Below are 13,905 nucleotides of genomic sequence, written 5' to 3' on the forward strand. Positions count from 1 at the left end.
GTTGGACCCGCTTACCCTAGAACGCCTCCGCCGGCAGCGCCATCATGGTGTCGGCGCCGGTGGAGATGCGGGCCAGATGCGCCGCGGTCTCCGGCATCACGCGCTCCATGAAGTAGCGGGCGGTGACGATCTTGTGCTCGTGGAAGGCGGCCGTGTCGCCGGCGCCCTCGGCAAGCTTCTCCTGCGAGACCTTGGCCATGCGGCCCCACAGATAGCCCAGCACCACGAGGCCGAAGAGATGCATGTAGTCGGTCGAGGCCGCGCCGGCATTGTCGGGCTTGGCCATGGCGTTCTGCATCAGCCACATGGTCGCCGCCTGGAGGTCGTTGAGGCCCTTCTTGATGGACTTGGTGAAGGGCGCCATGGTCTCGTCGGCGCGGTTTTCCTCGCAGAATTCGCCGACCTCCTTGAAGAAGGCCTGCACGGCGCGGCCGCCGTTCAGCGCCAGCTTGCGGCCGACGAGATCGAGCGCCTGGATGCCGTTGGCGCCTTCGTAGATCATGGCGATGCGGGCATCGCGCACGAACTGGCTCATGCCGTGCTCCTCGATGTAGCCGTGGCCGCCGAACACCTGCTGCGCCATCACCGCATGCTCGAAGCCCTTGTCGGTGAGCACGCCCTTGAGCACCGGGGTCATCAGGCCGAGCAGGTCGTCGGCGGCCTGCCGCTCCGCCTCGTCGGCGGAACGGTGGGCGATGTCGGAGTTGAGCGCGGTCCACAGCACCAGCGCGCGGCCGGCCTCGTTGAAGGCGCGCATGGTCATCAGCGCGCGGCGGATGTCGGGGTGGACGATGATCGGATCGGCCTTGCCCTGCGGGTTCTTCGGCCCGGAGAGCGAACGGCCCTGAAGCCGCTCGCGGGCATAGGCGACGGCGTTCTGGTAGGCGACCTCGGACAGCGACAGGCCCTGCAGGCCGACGCCGAGGCGGGCCTCGTTCATCATCACGAACATGGCCTTGAGGCCGCCGTTCTCGGCGCCGAGCAGCGTGCCCTCGGCCTCGTCATAGTTCATGACGCAGGTGGCGTTGCCATGGATGCCCATCTTCTCCTCGATGGAGCCGCAGGACACGCCGTTGCGCTCGCCCGGATTGCCGTCGGCGTCGAGCTTGAACTTCGGCACGATGAACAGCGAGATGCCCTTCACGCCCTCCGGCGCGCCCTCGATGCGGGCCAGGACCAGATGCACGATGTTGTCGCTCATGTCGTGCTCGCCGGCCGAGATGAAGATCTTCTGGCCGGAGATGCGGTAGGTGCCGTCGCCGTTGGGCACGGCCTTGGTGCGCAACAGGCCGAGATCGGTGCCGCAATGCGGCTCGGTCAGGTTCATGGTGCCGGTCCAGCCGCCGTCGATCATCTTCGGCAGGAAGGTCTGCTTCTGTGCCTCGCTGCCATGGGCGACGATCGCCGCGATCGCGCCCTGCGTCAGGCCCGGATACATCATCAGCGCCATGTTGGCCGAGGACAGATATTCGCCGACGGCGGCGTGCACCGCATAGGGCAGGCCCTGGCCGCCATATTCGGCGGGCGCGGCCAGCCCCATCCAGCCGCCTTCGCGATATTGCTGATAGGCCTGGCCGAAGCCCTTGGGCGTGGTCACGGAGCCGTCGTCGTTGCGGGTGCAGCCTTCCGTGTCGCCGATGCGGTTGAGCGGCAGCATGACGTTCTCGGCGAGCTTCGCGCCCTCGGCCAGAATGGCCTCCAGCACGTCCGGCGAGGCGTCGGCGAAGCCGGGCAGGTTGGCATGGTTGGGATAGCCCAGCACCTCGTTGAGGAGATAGAGCGTGTCCTGGACCGGTGACTGGTAAATGGGCATGCGGTTCCTCCACCCGTGGGACTGATGCGGGCGCTCGCGGCGCACTGAATCCGATGATGGCACAGATATAGCAAATATTGACGTTTGCGTAAACGTCAATCTTGCAGGAGGCGCATGCCGCTGCGGAAATCGCCGCCGTGCCGGGCCAAGCCATGGCGTGACCGGCGGGAGGTGGCGGGCAGGCAGGTAACGGAGCTGTCGCAAGGAAGGCAAGAAAGAGCCGCCGATCGTCGGGCGGCCGGGGCCGGATCAGCTTACGGCGACCAGGGGCGGGCGGCGCATCAGGCTGCGCAGCAGGGCCAGCGTCGCGTCGGCATTGGCCGCCCTGCCGAACAGGAAGCCCTGTCCGGCCAGGCAACCGAAATCGAGCAGGCATTGCGCCTGCGCCTCTTCCTCGATGCCCTCGGCCACGACGTCGATGCCGAGCCCCTCGCACATCGACAATATGGCCCGGATGATATGCTGCGAGGGCAGGTCGTCGAGCAGGGACGAGACGAAGGCCCGGTCGATCTTGAGCTTGTCGAAGGGGAATTCGCGCAACCGGCCGAGCGAGGACTGGCCGGTGCCGAAATCGTCGAGGGCGACGCGGATGCCATGGCGGCGCAGGTCGTCGATGATCTTGGCGACCGAGGCCGGGTCGCTCATCAGGCCGGTTTCGGTGATCTCGACCTCCAGCCGGCATGGGTCGAGGCCGGTGCGCTCCAGCGTCGCGAGGATGTGGCGGCCGGTGTTCTGGTCGACGAGCTGCGAGGGGGAAAGGTTGAAGGACAGGAACAGGTCCTGTGGCCAGGCGCTCGCCGTTTCCGCCGCCTTGTGCAGCATGAGCTGCGACAGCGGCCCGATGATGCCGCGCTCCTCCGCGATGGGGATGAACACCGCCGGCGACATCGGCCCCAGGTCCCTGTCGGTCCACCGCGCCAGCGTCTCGAAGCCGATGATGCGCCGCGTCGCGAGATTCACGATCGGCTGGAAATGCGGTTCCACCTCGCCGACCGAGACCGCGCGGCGCAATGCCTGTTCGATATGGGTCACGCGCCGGGCCGCTTCCTCCATCTCGCGCGTGTAGACCATCACCTGCCCGCGCCCCGAGCGCTTGGCGTGATAGAGGGCGGTTTCGGCCTTGTTCAGCAGGATCTCGGTGGTCTCGTCCTGCGAGTAGAACAGCGAGCAGCCGGCCGAGGCCGACAGCCGGGCCGTGCGTTCGCCGACGTCATAGGGGGCGGACAGGATCTCGATCAGCGTGCGCGCCCGCTCCGACACCGCCTCTTCGCTGAACACCATGGGGCACAGGAAGGCGAACTCGTCGGCCCCGATGCGGCAGACCGAGGAGTGGCTGTCCATGGACGCGCGCAGCCGCATGGCGATCTGGGCCAGGATGTGGTCGCCGGCCTGGTAGCCGAACAGATCGTTGATCGGCTTGAAGCCGTCGAGGTCGAGTATGCCGATGGCGAAGGGGGCGGGATCGTCGGCCCGGTCGCGGATCAGGCGCTCGACGCGGTCGCAGAAGCGCCGGTGATTGCCCAGCCCGGTCAAGGCGTCGGTCGAAGCCAGCTCGTTGCCGTCCCTGCTGATCTGCCGGCTGCCAAACGGCGTATGCATTGCGCTTCCTGGAAAGGGTAAAAAGAGGCTCGTGGCGGACCTTGGCAGCAAAGCCTTTAGGAAAAGTATCCGGCGAAATCATATTTCACGATTGCGAAATTCTTCGCCGGCCGCCGCATTGGCAGGGCCCGCCAACTTCCTTATATCTCACGCCTCGTACCCCTCGGAGACTCCCCCATGCCGCTCAAGATCGCGGTCCAGATGGACCATATCTCCACCGTGTCGATAGAAGGCGACACCTCCTTCGCGCTGTCGCTGGAAGCGCAGCGGCGTGGCCATGTTCTCTACCACTATACGCCCGACCGCCTGTCGCTGCTCGACGGCAAGGTGTTCGCCCGCATCGAGGAAATGACGGTGCGCGACGAGAAGGGCAATCATTTCACGCTGGGCGAGCCGGTGCGCACCGATCTCTCGGAAATGGACGTCATCCTGCTGCGCCAGGATCCGCCGTTCGACATGAACTACATCACCACCACGCACATACTGGAGCGCATCCATCCGGCCACGCTGGTGGTCAACGATCCGGCCTGGGTGCGCAACAGTCCGGAGAAGATCTTCGTCACCGAATTCGCCGACCTGATGCCGCAGACGCTGATCACCAAGGACCCCGGCGAGGTCGCCGCCTTCCGCCGCCAGTTCGGCGACATCATCATCAAGCCGCTCTACGGCAATGGCGGCGCCGGCATCTTCCATCTGCGCGACGACGACCAGAACCTGTCGTCGCTGATCGAAATGTTCTCGCAGATGTTCCGCGAGCCGTTCATCGTCCAGCGCTACCTCAAGGACGTGCGCAAGGGCGACAAGCGCATCATCCTCATCGACGGCGAGCCCGTCGGGGCCATCAACCGGGTGCCGGCCGACCATGAATCGCGCTCCAACATGCATGTCGGCGGCCGTGCCGAGAAGACGGAGCTGACAAGCCGCGAACGCGAGATCTGCGAGGCGATCGGCCCCGCGCTGCGGGATCGCGGTTTCATTCTGGTCGGCATCGACGTGATCGGCGACTATATGACAGAGATCAACGTCACCTCGCCGACCGGCATCCGCGAGGTCAGGCGTTTCGGCGGCGCCGACATCGCCGCCCTGTTCTGGGATTGCGTGGAGGCGAAACGAAGATGACCGGCGACAGCACAAGGGAAGCCAGGGAAAAGCTGGCGCAGGCCCGCGAGGTCATCGCCTATCTGCTGGAGCGTGCCGGGATGGACGGCGCGGAAGGCCAGCGGGCGCTTGCCTATTTCGACGGCGACGGCTTCGACCGGGACTTTCTGCCGTGGCCGCGCCATGAGGGGGAATCGCTGCATCCGGACGAACTCAACGCCACCAATGACGATTGAGGACGGGGACGACTGAGCGCTTACTGGAAGGCGATCGCCTGGAGCGCCGAGCCGTTGCGTTTCAGCCACGCCTTGCAGCGTGGCGTGTCCGGGCACAATTCCTCGCACAGCTTCCAGAATTTCGGGCCGTGGTTCATTTCGCGCAGATGCGCGACCTCGTGCGCCACCAGATAATTGATGACCGGGCGCGGCGCCATCATGATGCGCCATGAGAAGGACAGCGTGCCGTCGGCCGTGCAGGAGCCCCAGCGGCTCGACGTGTCCTTGAAGCGCACCGCCTTGGCCTTGCGGCCGACCGCGGCCGTGTGCTTGTCCACCAGCGCGCCGATCTCGCGGCGGGCCTCGCGCTTGAGGAAATCCGCCACGCGGCGCGGCAGGTGGACGCGCTCGCCATGGACGACGAGCACAGGGCCGGTCTCGTCCGCGCCGACGGCAACCGTGCCGCGCCTGCCCGGCTCGTGCACGATCAGGTGCGGCACGCCGTAGAGCGGCAGCTTGACGCCGGGCCGCACCTGCGGCCGGTCCGGCACCTTGGCCAGCTTTTCCTCCAGCCAGCCCTGATGGCGGTTGAGGAAATTGTCGACCTCGCCGACCCGCAGGCCCGGCGGCACGGTGATGCGCAGGCCCTGGCCGCCGGCATCGATGCGCAGGGTCAGGCGGCGCGCGCGCCCGTTCTCGACGATCCGCAGCGGCAGCGTGCGCCCGCCAACCGTGTGCTCGCGCAGCTCCACCGGTTGCGGCGCGGGCTTTGCGGTCCTGTTGAGATTGCGAAAGAAGCCGAAGGACATGGCGCTACCATAGGCGATTCGCCGGCGGGATGGATGGGGGATGAAAGGGTCTAAAGCGAACGGCGCCGCCGAAGCGACGCCGCCTGCAAATGCCGTGGGCCGGCAAGATCAGTCGTCGAGCAGATTATCGTCCGGCTTGCCGCGCTTCTTCGGAGCCTGCGTCGTGGGCGCGGTCGCGCGGTTGCGCTGGGCCATGAAGCGGTCGAACTCTTCCTGGTCCTTGGCGCGGCGCAGTTCACGCGCATATTCGTCGAACTCGTTCAGCATCTCGTCGAGCTTGCGGCGCTCTTCGTCGAGACGGGCCAGTTCCTTCTCGCGCCAGTCGTCGAAGGCGACGTTGCCGGTGCGGGTGTGGCCCCAGCGCTGTGCCTTGTCGGCGCCCCGGCGGCAGCCGGCGAAGATGCCGTCGGTCGCGCGGTTGACGTCCTTCTTGAAGCCTTCGAGCCGGTCGCCCCAGATGATGTAGGCGAGCATGGCAAGGCCGAGCGGCCAGAACACCATGAAGCCGATCACCATCAGCGCGATGGTCGCCGGCGTCCAGGCCGGGCGGATCAGTGCAGTCGTGTTCATTTTCTTCGCGTTCCTTCAGTTGGAGCCAGCCGTTCCGGCTGCCTGAAAACGAGATGGGAAGGCGAAAAAGGCGATTCAAGACAAAATCCGCGTCACCCGTATATGCGGTTGATGCCGTTGTCTTTTTTCGCGGGTCGGGCAGGTGGTGGAAATGCGCCTGCCTGCCTATGCCTCCGGCTGGCTGGCGCGGGCCGTCATCTCGCGCACCGCCCCGATCAGAAGCTCGATGTCCTGCGGCCGCGACAGGCGGTGGTCGCCGTCGGGCACGAGCGACAGCGTCACGTCATCCGCCGGCAGCAGGCTGACCAGCTTGAGCGCATGGCCGTGCGGCACGGAATCGTCCAGCATGCCCTGCAGGATATGGACCGGGCAGTGGGTGTCGATCGGGCCGCCCATCATGAGGTTGTCGCGGCCGTCCTCGATCAGCGCGCGCGTGTAGATATAGGGCTCGTCCGCATAGTCGGACGGTATCTGGAAGTAGCCCTGCTCGGTCAGGTCGCGGCGCTGGTCGCCGGTCATGGCCGGCTCCACCAGCACGGCGGTGAAGTCTGGCGCCGGCGCGATCAGCACCAGTCCCCTGACGCGGCTCTCGCCGGCCTTGAGCAGTTCCTGCACCATGCGCAGCGCGACCCAGCCGCCCATTGACGAGCCGACCAGAACCTGCGGGCCGCGGGTGTAGCGGGCGAACACCGCGAGGCTCTCGCGCAGCCATTTCGAGATCGTGCCGTCCTCGAACGCGCCGCCGGATTCGCCATGGCCGGAATAGTCGTGGCGCACGAAGGCCCGGCCCTGTCCGGCGGCCCACTCGGCCAGCGCCTCGGCCTTGGTGCCCAGCATGTCGGACTTGTATCCGCCCAGCCAGACCACGCCGGGCACATCGCCCTCCTGACGGCGCACGGCGATGGATGTGCCGTCGACATCCAGGAATTCGACTTGCGATGCGATCATGACAGGCTTCCTTCCGCTTGCCCTTGTTCCTCCGGCCGGCCCGCGCCGCCAGCGATCGGCGGTCCGGGAAACCTTCCCGCGATTTCTTCGTCCCATGCCGACAGATGCAATTCCGATGCAGGCACTTGCAATGGAGTATGGTGATTTTTGCTGTTCGCTGTGCTATTGACACCGCGCACGCGCTCCCCACATAGGCGCGTCCGTATGCGCAGATCAACAGTTCGAGGAGAATACGACCATTCGCAGACCTTTCAAAGCAGCAGCGCCCGTCAAGGAAGGGCCGCGCGCTAACCGGGACATCAGGGTCCCCCGCGTCCAGCTTATCGATGCCGACGGCAACAACCGCGGCGAACTTGCCACCAGCGAAGCCCTCATGCTGGCCGAAGAGGTCGGGCTGGACCTCGTCGAGATTTCCCCCAATGCCAATCCGCCGGTCGTCAAGATCCTCGACCTCGGCAAGCTGAAATACGCCACCCAGAAGAAGGCGGCGGAAGCCCGCAAGAATCAGAAGGTCATCGAGATCAAGGAGATCAAGATGCGCCCGAACATCGACGACCACGATTACGAGGTGAAGATGCGCGCGGCGCGCCGGTTCTTCGAGGACGGCGACAAGGTCAAGGTCACGCTTCGCTTCCGCGGCCGCGAGATGGCGCATATGGAACTTGGCATGCAGCTCCTCAACAAGGTGCGCGAGGAGACCGCGACCATCGCCAAGGTCGAGGCCGAGCCCAAGCTCGAAGGCCGCCAGATGATGATGGTGCTGGCGCCGCGCTGAACGTCACCCGCGGGCGCGCCGCTTTCTCTCCCCCGCCGGCCCGAGGCCGGATCAGGGGGAGGGCGCCTCTTTCCTGCCTCAAGGTCGTGTGTTCATGCGATCGAGGAAGCGCGATCCGGGGTGAGGTCATGGGCGAAGGCATCGTCAAGCAGCAGGCCGAAAGGCCGAACCTGAGCGGTTACCAGCGCGCCCGCCGCCGCATCCTCGCGGTCCTGGTCGTGCTGTTGTGCGCCCTGCTGCTGGTCGGCCAGTCCATCTATCCGCCCGAATCCGTCGTCCACGAAACCATCGAGATGTTCGGCATATTGCTGATCTTCCTCGGCATCGTCGGGCGGCTGTGGTCGACGCTCTATATCGGCGGCCGCAAGTCGGCCGAGGTGGTGACCGGCGGCCCCTATTCGATCACCCGCAACCCGCTCTATGTGTTCTCGACTCTGGCCGCCGCCGGTGTCGGCGCGCAGATGGGCTCGCTGACCGCCATGTTCGGCTTCGCGCTTTTGTGCGCCTTCGCCTTCCATTTTGTGATTCTGCGCGAGGAACGCTTCCTGAAGGAGGTGCTGGGTGCGCCCTACGAGGCCTATCTCGCCCGCGTCCCGCGCTTCATTCCCGACCTGTCGCTCTATGACGAGGGCGACACCGGTTCGTTCCAGCCGCGCCTGCTCAAGACCACGCTGCTCGACGGGCTGGTGTTCCTGCTGGCCATGCCGGTTTTCGAATCCATCGACGGCGCCCAGATGGCCGGCATCCTGCCGGTGCTGTTCACCGTGCCGTAAGGGGCGGTTTCGTCGCGCAGGCAAGGTGTTGCGCTTGCGCCCGCTTTGCCGTATAGACCCGCCGTTCAGGAAAGCCGCCCGGCAGGGCATGCCGTGGCGGTTTCTTATGCTTTCCAGGCTTTGGTCGGCCTGGAACGCCTAGCCTCGATTGTGAGGCATTCAGAAAAGGACAAGCAAAATGCCCAAGATGAAGACCAAATCGTCCGCCAAGAAGCGGTTCAAGATCACCGGCACCGGCAAGGTGCTTTCGGCTGCCGCCGGCAAGCGCCACGGCATGATCAAGCGTACCAACAAGTTCATCCGCGATGCCCGCGGCACCATGGTTCTCGCCGAGCCGGATGCCAAGAAGGTCATCAAGAATTTTCTGCCGAACGGCGGCGGCCTCTGAGCCGGTTGGAACGATTTAAGGAGATCATGACATGGCACGTGTAAAAAGGGGCGTTACCGCCCACGCCAAGCACAAGAAGGTCCTGAAGGCCGCTTCCGGTTTCTACGGCCGTCGCAAGAACACCATCCGCATCGCCAAGCAGGCGGTCGAGAAGTCGCTGCAGTACGCCTATCGCGACCGCAAGAACCGCAAGCGCAATTTCCGCGCCCTGTGGATCCAGCGCATCAACGCCGCGGTGCGCGAGCACGGCCTGACCTACGGCCGTTTCATCGACGGCCTCAACAAGGCCGGCATCGAGATCGACCGCAAGGTTCTGTCGGACATGGCCATTCATGAGCCGCAGGCTTTCGCCGCGCTGGTGGCGAAGTCGAAGACCGCGCTGGAATACCTCAAGGACACCACGCCGAACGCTTTTGAGAGCGCTGTAGCTTAAGCCAGCGTTTTCCCGAAGCTTCTGCAACAACACGATTTGGGAAACCCGCGCTGGCAGGGCTGGCGCGGGTTTTCTTATGGAATGCGATGAGCATGCACGCAAAAGACAACACAGGGGCGCTCTCCGCCGAAGGTCTGGCAAGCCTGCCGGGCCTTGTCGCGGCGCATGCGCATCTGCGCGTGGCGTGCGTCGAGGTCGAGGGCCGGCGCCTCTGGATCAAGCGCTACGATGTCGAGCGCATGCCCTTCGGCAAGGTGCTGCATGCGCTGGTCTCGCCGCTGCTTCCGGTCTTCCTGCGCTCGTCGGCGCGCGCGGGGGGGCAATCCGGGCTGGAGCGCGAGCGGCGCAAGATGGACCGCTTCCGCGCCGCCGGCTTCCCGGTCGCCGATCTCATGCTTGCGGACAAGGCCGTGCTGATCCTGTCCGATGTGGGCGAAAGCGCCCAGAAGCGCCTCGGCGAACTGCGCTCCATGGATGCCGCCGCCCATGACGACTTGCTCGTCAGGCTTGCGCAGGGGCTGGGCGAGGCGCATCGCGCCGGGCTGTGCCACGGCAGGCCGCACCCACGCGACATGTTCCTGGCACAGGGCCGCGTCGGCTTCCTCGACTTCGAGGAGGAGCCCGAGGCAGTCATGCCGCTGCCGATGGCGCAGGCCCGCGACCTGTGGCTGCTGTTCCTGCAAATATCGTCGCGCGCCGCCCTGCCGGGCGCGCAGATGCGCGCCTTTTCCGCCTGGCGCGCCGCCGCGCCCGCCGCCGTGGTGCCGGCGCTGGCGCAGCTCGTCGGCTTCTTCCACCGCTGGATGGCGCCGCTGCGGCTGCTGCCCGAAAGCCTGCTCGGCAAGGACGCGCTCTATGCTGTGCAGGCCACGTCTTTCCTGAAAAGCGCGCTCGATGCCGCCGCGGCACCCGCGTCTTCCCTTCAAGCCACCGGCCGCGAGCGGCCAAGAGGACAATCATGACGGATATCGACCAACTCGAACGAACGCTGTCGGATGCGATTGCCGGCGCCGGCGACGAAGCCGCATTGGAAGCGGTTCGCGTCTCGGCGCTGGGCAAGAAGGGCTCGGTCTCGGAACTGCTGAAGACGCTGGGCGCGATGAGCCCGGAGGAGCGGCAGGTGAAGGGCCCGGCGATCAACGGCCTCAAGAACCGCGTCACCGAGTCCCTCTCCGCGCGCCGCGCCGAACTGCGCGACGTGGCCATCGCGGCGCGGCTGGAGGCCGAGAAGGTCGACGTGACGCTGCCCGTGCGCGCCTCGCCGGCCGAGCGCGGCCGCATCCATCCGATCAGCCAGGTGATCGACGAGATCGCCGCCATCTTCGGCGACCTCGGCTTCGCCATCGCGGAAGGGCCGGACATCGAGACCGACTACTACAATTTCACCGCGCTGAACTTCCCCGAAGGCCACCCGGCGCGCGAGATGCACGACACCTTCTTCTTCCAGCCGGACGAGAAGGGCGAGCGCAAGGTGCTGCGCACCCACACCTCGCCGGTGCAGATCCGCACCATGGAGGCCCAGAAGCCGCCGATCCGCATCGTCATCCCCGGCAAGACCTACCGTCAGGATTCGGATGCCACCCACTCGCCCATGTTCCATCAGGTCGAGGGGCTGGTCATCGACAAGACCGCCAATGTCGCCAACATGAAGTGGGTGCTGGAGGAGTTCTGCAAGGCCTTCTTCGAGGTGCCGCAGGTGAAGATGCGCTTCCGCCCGAGCTTCTTCCCCTTCACCGAGCCGTCGCTGGAAGTGGACATCCAGTGCGACCGCTCGCGGCCGGGCGAGGTGCGCTTCGGCGAGGGCAGCGACTGGATGGAAATCCTCGGCTGCGGCATGGTCCACCCCAATGTGCTGCGCGCCGGTGGGCTCGATCCGGACGAGTATCAGGGCTTCGCCTGGGGCATGGGCATCGACCGCATCGCCATGCTGAAATACGGCATGCCGGACCTGCGCGCCTTCTTCGACGCCGATGTGCGCTGGCTGCAGCATTACGGCTTCCGCCCGCTCGACATGCCGACCCTGTTCGGCGGACTGAGCAACTGATCGAGCGGCAAGGGACAGAAAAATGAAGTTCACCCTCTCCTGGCTGAAAGACCACCTCGAAACCGAAGCCACGCTCGACGAGATCGTCGAGCGGCTGACCGCCATCGGGCTCGAGATCGAAAATGTCGATGACAAGGCCGCCCTCAAGCCCTTCGTCATCGCGAAAGTCCTCACCGCCGAAAAGCACCCCGACGCCGACAAGCTGCGCGTTCTGTCGGTGGATACCGGATCGGGCGCGCCCGTTCAGGTCGTGTGCGGCGCGCCCAATGCGCGGGCCGGCCTGGTCGGCGCCTTCGCCGCGCCCGGCACCTATGTGCCCGGCATCGACGTGACGCTCTCGGTCGGCAAGATCCGCGGCGTCGAGAGCCACGGCATGATGTGCTCGGAACGCGAATTGCAGCTTTCCGACGAGCATGACGGCATCATCGACCTGCCGGCCGATGCGCCGGTCGGCACCGCCTATGCGAGCTGGGCGGGGCTGGACGATCCGGTCATCGAGATCAACCTGACCCCCAATCGTCCCGACGCGACGAGCGTCCACGGCATCGCCCGCGATCTCGCCGCCTCCGGCCTCGGCAAGCTCAGGGAGGCTCCGGTCGAACCCGTCGCCGGCAAGGGCGAATGCCCGGTGAAGCTGACCATCGAGGCGCCCGACCTGTGTCCCGGCTTCGCGCTGCGCCTCGTGCGCGGGGTGAAGAACGGCCCCTCGCCGAAGTGGATGCAGCAGCGGCTGCTGGCCATCGGCCTGCGGCCGATCAACGCGCTGGTCGACATCACCAACTACGTCACCTTCGACCGTGGCCGGCCGCTGCATGTTTTCGACGCCGCCAAGGTCGCCGGCAATATCACCGTGCGCCATGGCCGCGAGGGCGACAAGGTGCTGGCGCTGGACGGGCGCGAATACGAGCTGACGGCGGACATGTGCGTCATCGCCGACGACAATGGTGTCGAATCCATCGCCGGCATCATGGGTGGCGAGCATTCCGGCTGCGACGAGAACACCACCGACGTGCTGATCGAATCGGCGCTCTGGAATGCCTTGAACGTCGCCCGCACGGGCCGCACGCTCGGCATCATCACCGATGCCCGCTATCGCTTCGAGCGCGGGGTCGATCCCGAATTCATGGTGCCGGGGCTGGAACTGGCCACCCGCATGGTGCTGGACCTGTGCGGCGGCGAGCCGACCGAGACGCAGGTCGTCGGCTATGCCGGCCACACGCCGAAAATCGTCTCCTTCCCGCTGTCGGAAGTGAAGCGGCTCACCGGCCTCGACGTGCCGGGGGACGAGAGCCTGTCGATCCTCACCCGGCTTGGCTTCAGGCCGCTCGGCACTGGCGACGTGGTTGATGTCGAGGTGCCGTCCTGGCGGCCGGATGTCGACGGCAAGGCCGATCTGGTGGAGGAGGTGATGCGCATCCACGGCGTCGACGAGATCGTGCCGCGCCCGCTGTCCAGCCATGATGCGGTCAACGGCAAGATCCTCACCACCTTGCAGATCCGCAGCCGCTTCGCCCGCCGCGCGCTGGCCGTGCGCGGCATGCTGGAGGCGGTCACCTGGTCGTTCATCCCGGCAAGGCACGCCGAACTGTTCGGCGGCGGGCAGGAGGCGCTGAAGCTCGCCAATCCGATCGCATCGGATATGTCCGACATGCGCCCGTCGCTGCTGCCCGGCCTGATCGCCGCCGCCCAGCGCAACGCGGATCGCGGCATGGGCGACGTCGCCCTGTTCGAGGTGTCCGGCACCTATGAGGGCGACACGCCCGAAAAGCAGCGCCGCGTCGCCGCCGGCATCCGTCGCGGCACGGCGAAGCTGGACGGCTCCGGCCGCCACTGGAACGGCAACGCCGCCCCCGTCGGCGTCTACGACGCCAAGGCCGATGCCATCGCCGTTCTGGAAGCCTGCGGCGCACCGGTGGACCGCTTGCAGATCGAAGCCGCCGCCCCCGGCTGGTATCATCCGGGCCGCTCGGGTTTCATCAAGCTCGGCCCCAAGGTGGTGCTCGGCCATTTCGGCGAGTTCCATCCGAAGACGCTGGAGGCGCTCGACGCCAGCGGGCCGCTCGCCGGCTTCGAGGTGTTCGTGGACGCCATCCCCGAGCCCAAGGCCAAGCCGACACGCACCAAGCCGAAGCTCGAGCTGTCCGCGTTCCAGGCGGTGAAGCGCGACTTCGCCTTTGTCGTCGACAGGATGGTGGAGGCCGGCGCGCTGGTGAAGGCGGCGTTGGCCGCCGACAAGAAGCTGGTCACCGATGTCGGCGTGTTCGACATTTTCGAGGGCGCGGCGCTTGGCGAGGGCAAGAAATCCATCGCCATCGAAGTCACTATCCAGCCGGTCGAGAAGACCCTCACGGACGAGGATTTCGAAGCGCTGGCCGGCCGCATCGTCGAGAATGTGAAGAAGCAGACCGGCGGCGCGCTGCGGGCCTGATCTGCCTGGAGA

Annotated in this window: 14 protein-coding genes; 9 read left to right on the forward strand and 5 right to left on the reverse strand. The window is 66.2% G+C overall.

Annotation, left to right across the window (positions count from 1 at the left end; genetic code table 11):
* Positions 1 to 16: 16 nt before the first annotated feature.
* Both ACVCNR_RS11035 and ACVCNR_RS11040 read right to left on the reverse strand, forming a co-directional pair.
* Positions 17 to 1,813 carry an acyl-CoA dehydrogenase gene (locus ACVCNR_RS11035; RefSeq protein ID WP_354194457.1) on the reverse strand — a complete coding sequence of 599 codons (1,797 nt, stop codon included), beginning with the start codon at positions 1,811 to 1,813 and terminating at the stop codon, positions 17 to 19.
* Positions 1,814 to 2,062: 249 nt separating this feature from the next.
* A complete protein-coding gene (locus tag ACVCNR_RS11040) occupies positions 2,063 to 3,412 on the reverse strand; it encodes a putative bifunctional diguanylate cyclase/phosphodiesterase (RefSeq protein WP_447074819.1) in 1,350 nt (449 codons plus the stop codon).
* Positions 3,413 to 3,589: 177 nt separating this feature from the next.
* Here ACVCNR_RS11040 and gshB point away from each other — a divergent pair, with 177 nt between their 5' ends.
* Positions 3,590 to 4,531, forward strand: coding sequence for a glutathione synthase (gene gshB / locus ACVCNR_RS11045; protein ID WP_447074821.1), 942 nt, complete (start codon positions 3,590 to 3,592; stop codon positions 4,529 to 4,531).
* The gene (locus ACVCNR_RS11050; RefSeq protein ID WP_354194462.1) at positions 4,528 to 4,746 is read left to right on the forward strand and encodes a hypothetical protein; all 219 of its coding nucleotides are present in this window, start codon (positions 4,528 to 4,530) and stop codon (positions 4,744 to 4,746) included. Before gshB ends, ACVCNR_RS11050 begins: the two co-directional genes overlap by 4 nt.
* A gap of 20 nt (positions 4,747 to 4,766) precedes the next feature.
* Here the strand turns inward: ACVCNR_RS11050 and ACVCNR_RS11055 are convergent, their stop codons facing one another.
* The 3 genes from ACVCNR_RS11055 to ACVCNR_RS11065 all read right to left on the reverse strand — a co-directional run bounded on the left by ACVCNR_RS11055 (position 4,767) and on the right by ACVCNR_RS11065 (position 7,052).
* The gene (locus ACVCNR_RS11055) at positions 4,767 to 5,534 is read right to left on the reverse strand and encodes a M48 family metallopeptidase (protein ID WP_447074822.1); all 768 of its coding nucleotides are present in this window, start codon (positions 5,532 to 5,534) and stop codon (positions 4,767 to 4,769) included.
* 108 nt (positions 5,535 to 5,642) lie between these two features.
* Positions 5,643 to 6,104: a DUF2852 domain-containing protein gene (locus tag ACVCNR_RS11060; RefSeq protein ID WP_447074823.1), complete on the reverse strand. Its 462-nt coding sequence runs from the start codon at positions 6,102 to 6,104 to the stop codon at positions 5,643 to 5,645.
* Positions 6,105 to 6,269: 165 nt separating this feature from the next.
* A complete protein-coding gene (locus ACVCNR_RS11065; protein WP_447074824.1) occupies positions 6,270 to 7,052 on the reverse strand; it encodes an alpha/beta hydrolase in 783 nt (260 codons plus the stop codon).
* Positions 7,053 to 7,290: 238 nt separating this feature from the next.
* On the opposite strand from ACVCNR_RS11065, the gene infC reads away from it, so the two are divergent.
* The 7 genes from infC to pheT all read left to right on the forward strand — a co-directional run bounded on the left by infC (position 7,291) and on the right by pheT (position 13,893).
* Positions 7,291 to 7,827: a translation initiation factor IF-3 gene (infC, locus tag ACVCNR_RS11070; RefSeq protein ID WP_354194761.1), complete on the forward strand. Its 537-nt coding sequence runs from the start codon at positions 7,291 to 7,293 to the stop codon at positions 7,825 to 7,827.
* 128 nt (positions 7,828 to 7,955) lie between these two features.
* The gene (locus tag ACVCNR_RS11075) at positions 7,956 to 8,600 is read left to right on the forward strand and encodes a methyltransferase family protein (RefSeq protein WP_354194468.1); all 645 of its coding nucleotides are present in this window, start codon (positions 7,956 to 7,958) and stop codon (positions 8,598 to 8,600) included.
* A gap of 178 nt (positions 8,601 to 8,778) precedes the next feature.
* Positions 8,779 to 8,988 carry a 50S ribosomal protein L35 gene (rpmI, locus tag ACVCNR_RS11080; protein WP_354194470.1) on the forward strand — a complete coding sequence of 70 codons (210 nt, stop codon included), beginning with the start codon at positions 8,779 to 8,781 and terminating at the stop codon, positions 8,986 to 8,988.
* Positions 8,989 to 9,019: 31 nt separating this feature from the next.
* On the forward strand, positions 9,020 to 9,421 hold the full coding sequence (gene rplT, locus ACVCNR_RS11085; RefSeq protein WP_354194472.1) for a 50S ribosomal protein L20: 402 nt from the start codon (positions 9,020 to 9,022) through the stop codon (positions 9,419 to 9,421).
* A 92-nt stretch (positions 9,422 to 9,513) separates the two neighbouring features.
* Entirely contained in the window at positions 9,514 to 10,383 is an 870-nt protein-coding gene (locus tag ACVCNR_RS11090) for a BUD32 family EKC/KEOPS complex subunit (protein WP_447074825.1), read from the forward strand.
* Positions 10,380 to 11,465: a phenylalanine--tRNA ligase subunit alpha gene (pheS, locus tag ACVCNR_RS11095; RefSeq protein ID WP_447074826.1), complete on the forward strand. Its 1,086-nt coding sequence runs from the start codon at positions 10,380 to 10,382 to the stop codon at positions 11,463 to 11,465. The genes ACVCNR_RS11090 and pheS overlap by 4 nt, the downstream gene beginning before the upstream one ends.
* A 22-nt stretch (positions 11,466 to 11,487) precedes the next feature.
* Positions 11,488 to 13,893, forward strand: coding sequence for a phenylalanine--tRNA ligase subunit beta (gene pheT, locus ACVCNR_RS11100; protein WP_447074827.1), 2,406 nt, complete (start codon positions 11,488 to 11,490; stop codon positions 13,891 to 13,893).
* The last annotated feature ends 12 nt before the right edge of the window (positions 13,894 to 13,905 follow it).

Source organism: Aquamicrobium terrae, from assembly GCF_052978165.1.

Bases quoted from the DNA above. Each gene is read 5' to 3' on its own strand.
- ACVCNR_RS11040 (WP_447074819.1), bottom strand. From the start codon at position 3,412: ATGCATACGCCGTTTGGCAGCCGGCAGATCAGCAGGGACGGCAACGAG.
- ACVCNR_RS11055 (WP_447074822.1), bottom strand. From the start codon at position 5,534: ATGTCCTTCGGCTTCTTTCGCAATCTCAACAGGACCGCAAAGCCCGCG.
- pheT (WP_447074827.1), top strand. From the start codon at position 11,488: ATGAAGTTCACCCTCTCCTGGCTGAAAGACCACCTCGAAACCGAAGCC.
- ACVCNR_RS11090 (WP_447074825.1), top strand. From the start codon at position 9,514: ATGCACGCAAAAGACAACACAGGGGCGCTCTCCGCCGAAGGTCTGGCA.
- ACVCNR_RS11065 (WP_447074824.1), bottom strand. From the start codon at position 7,052: ATGATCGCATCGCAAGTCGAATTCCTGGATGTCGACGGCACATCCATC.
- rpmI (WP_354194470.1), top strand. From the start codon at position 8,779: ATGCCCAAGATGAAGACCAAATCGTCCGCCAAGAAGCGGTTCAAGATC.
- ACVCNR_RS11050 (WP_354194462.1), top strand. From the start codon at position 4,528: ATGACCGGCGACAGCACAAGGGAAGCCAGGGAAAAGCTGGCGCAGGCC.
- rplT (WP_354194472.1), top strand. From the start codon at position 9,020: ATGGCACGTGTAAAAAGGGGCGTTACCGCCCACGCCAAGCACAAGAAG.
- ACVCNR_RS11060 (WP_447074823.1), bottom strand. From the start codon at position 6,104: ATGAACACGACTGCACTGATCCGCCCGGCCTGGACGCCGGCGACCATC.
- gshB (WP_447074821.1), top strand. From the start codon at position 3,590: ATGCCGCTCAAGATCGCGGTCCAGATGGACCATATCTCCACCGTGTCG.
- ACVCNR_RS11075 (WP_354194468.1), top strand. From the start codon at position 7,956: ATGGGCGAAGGCATCGTCAAGCAGCAGGCCGAAAGGCCGAACCTGAGC.
- ACVCNR_RS11035 (WP_354194457.1), bottom strand. From the start codon at position 1,813: ATGCCCATTTACCAGTCACCGGTCCAGGACACGCTCTATCTCCTCAAC.
- pheS (WP_447074826.1), top strand. From the start codon at position 10,380: ATGACGGATATCGACCAACTCGAACGAACGCTGTCGGATGCGATTGCC.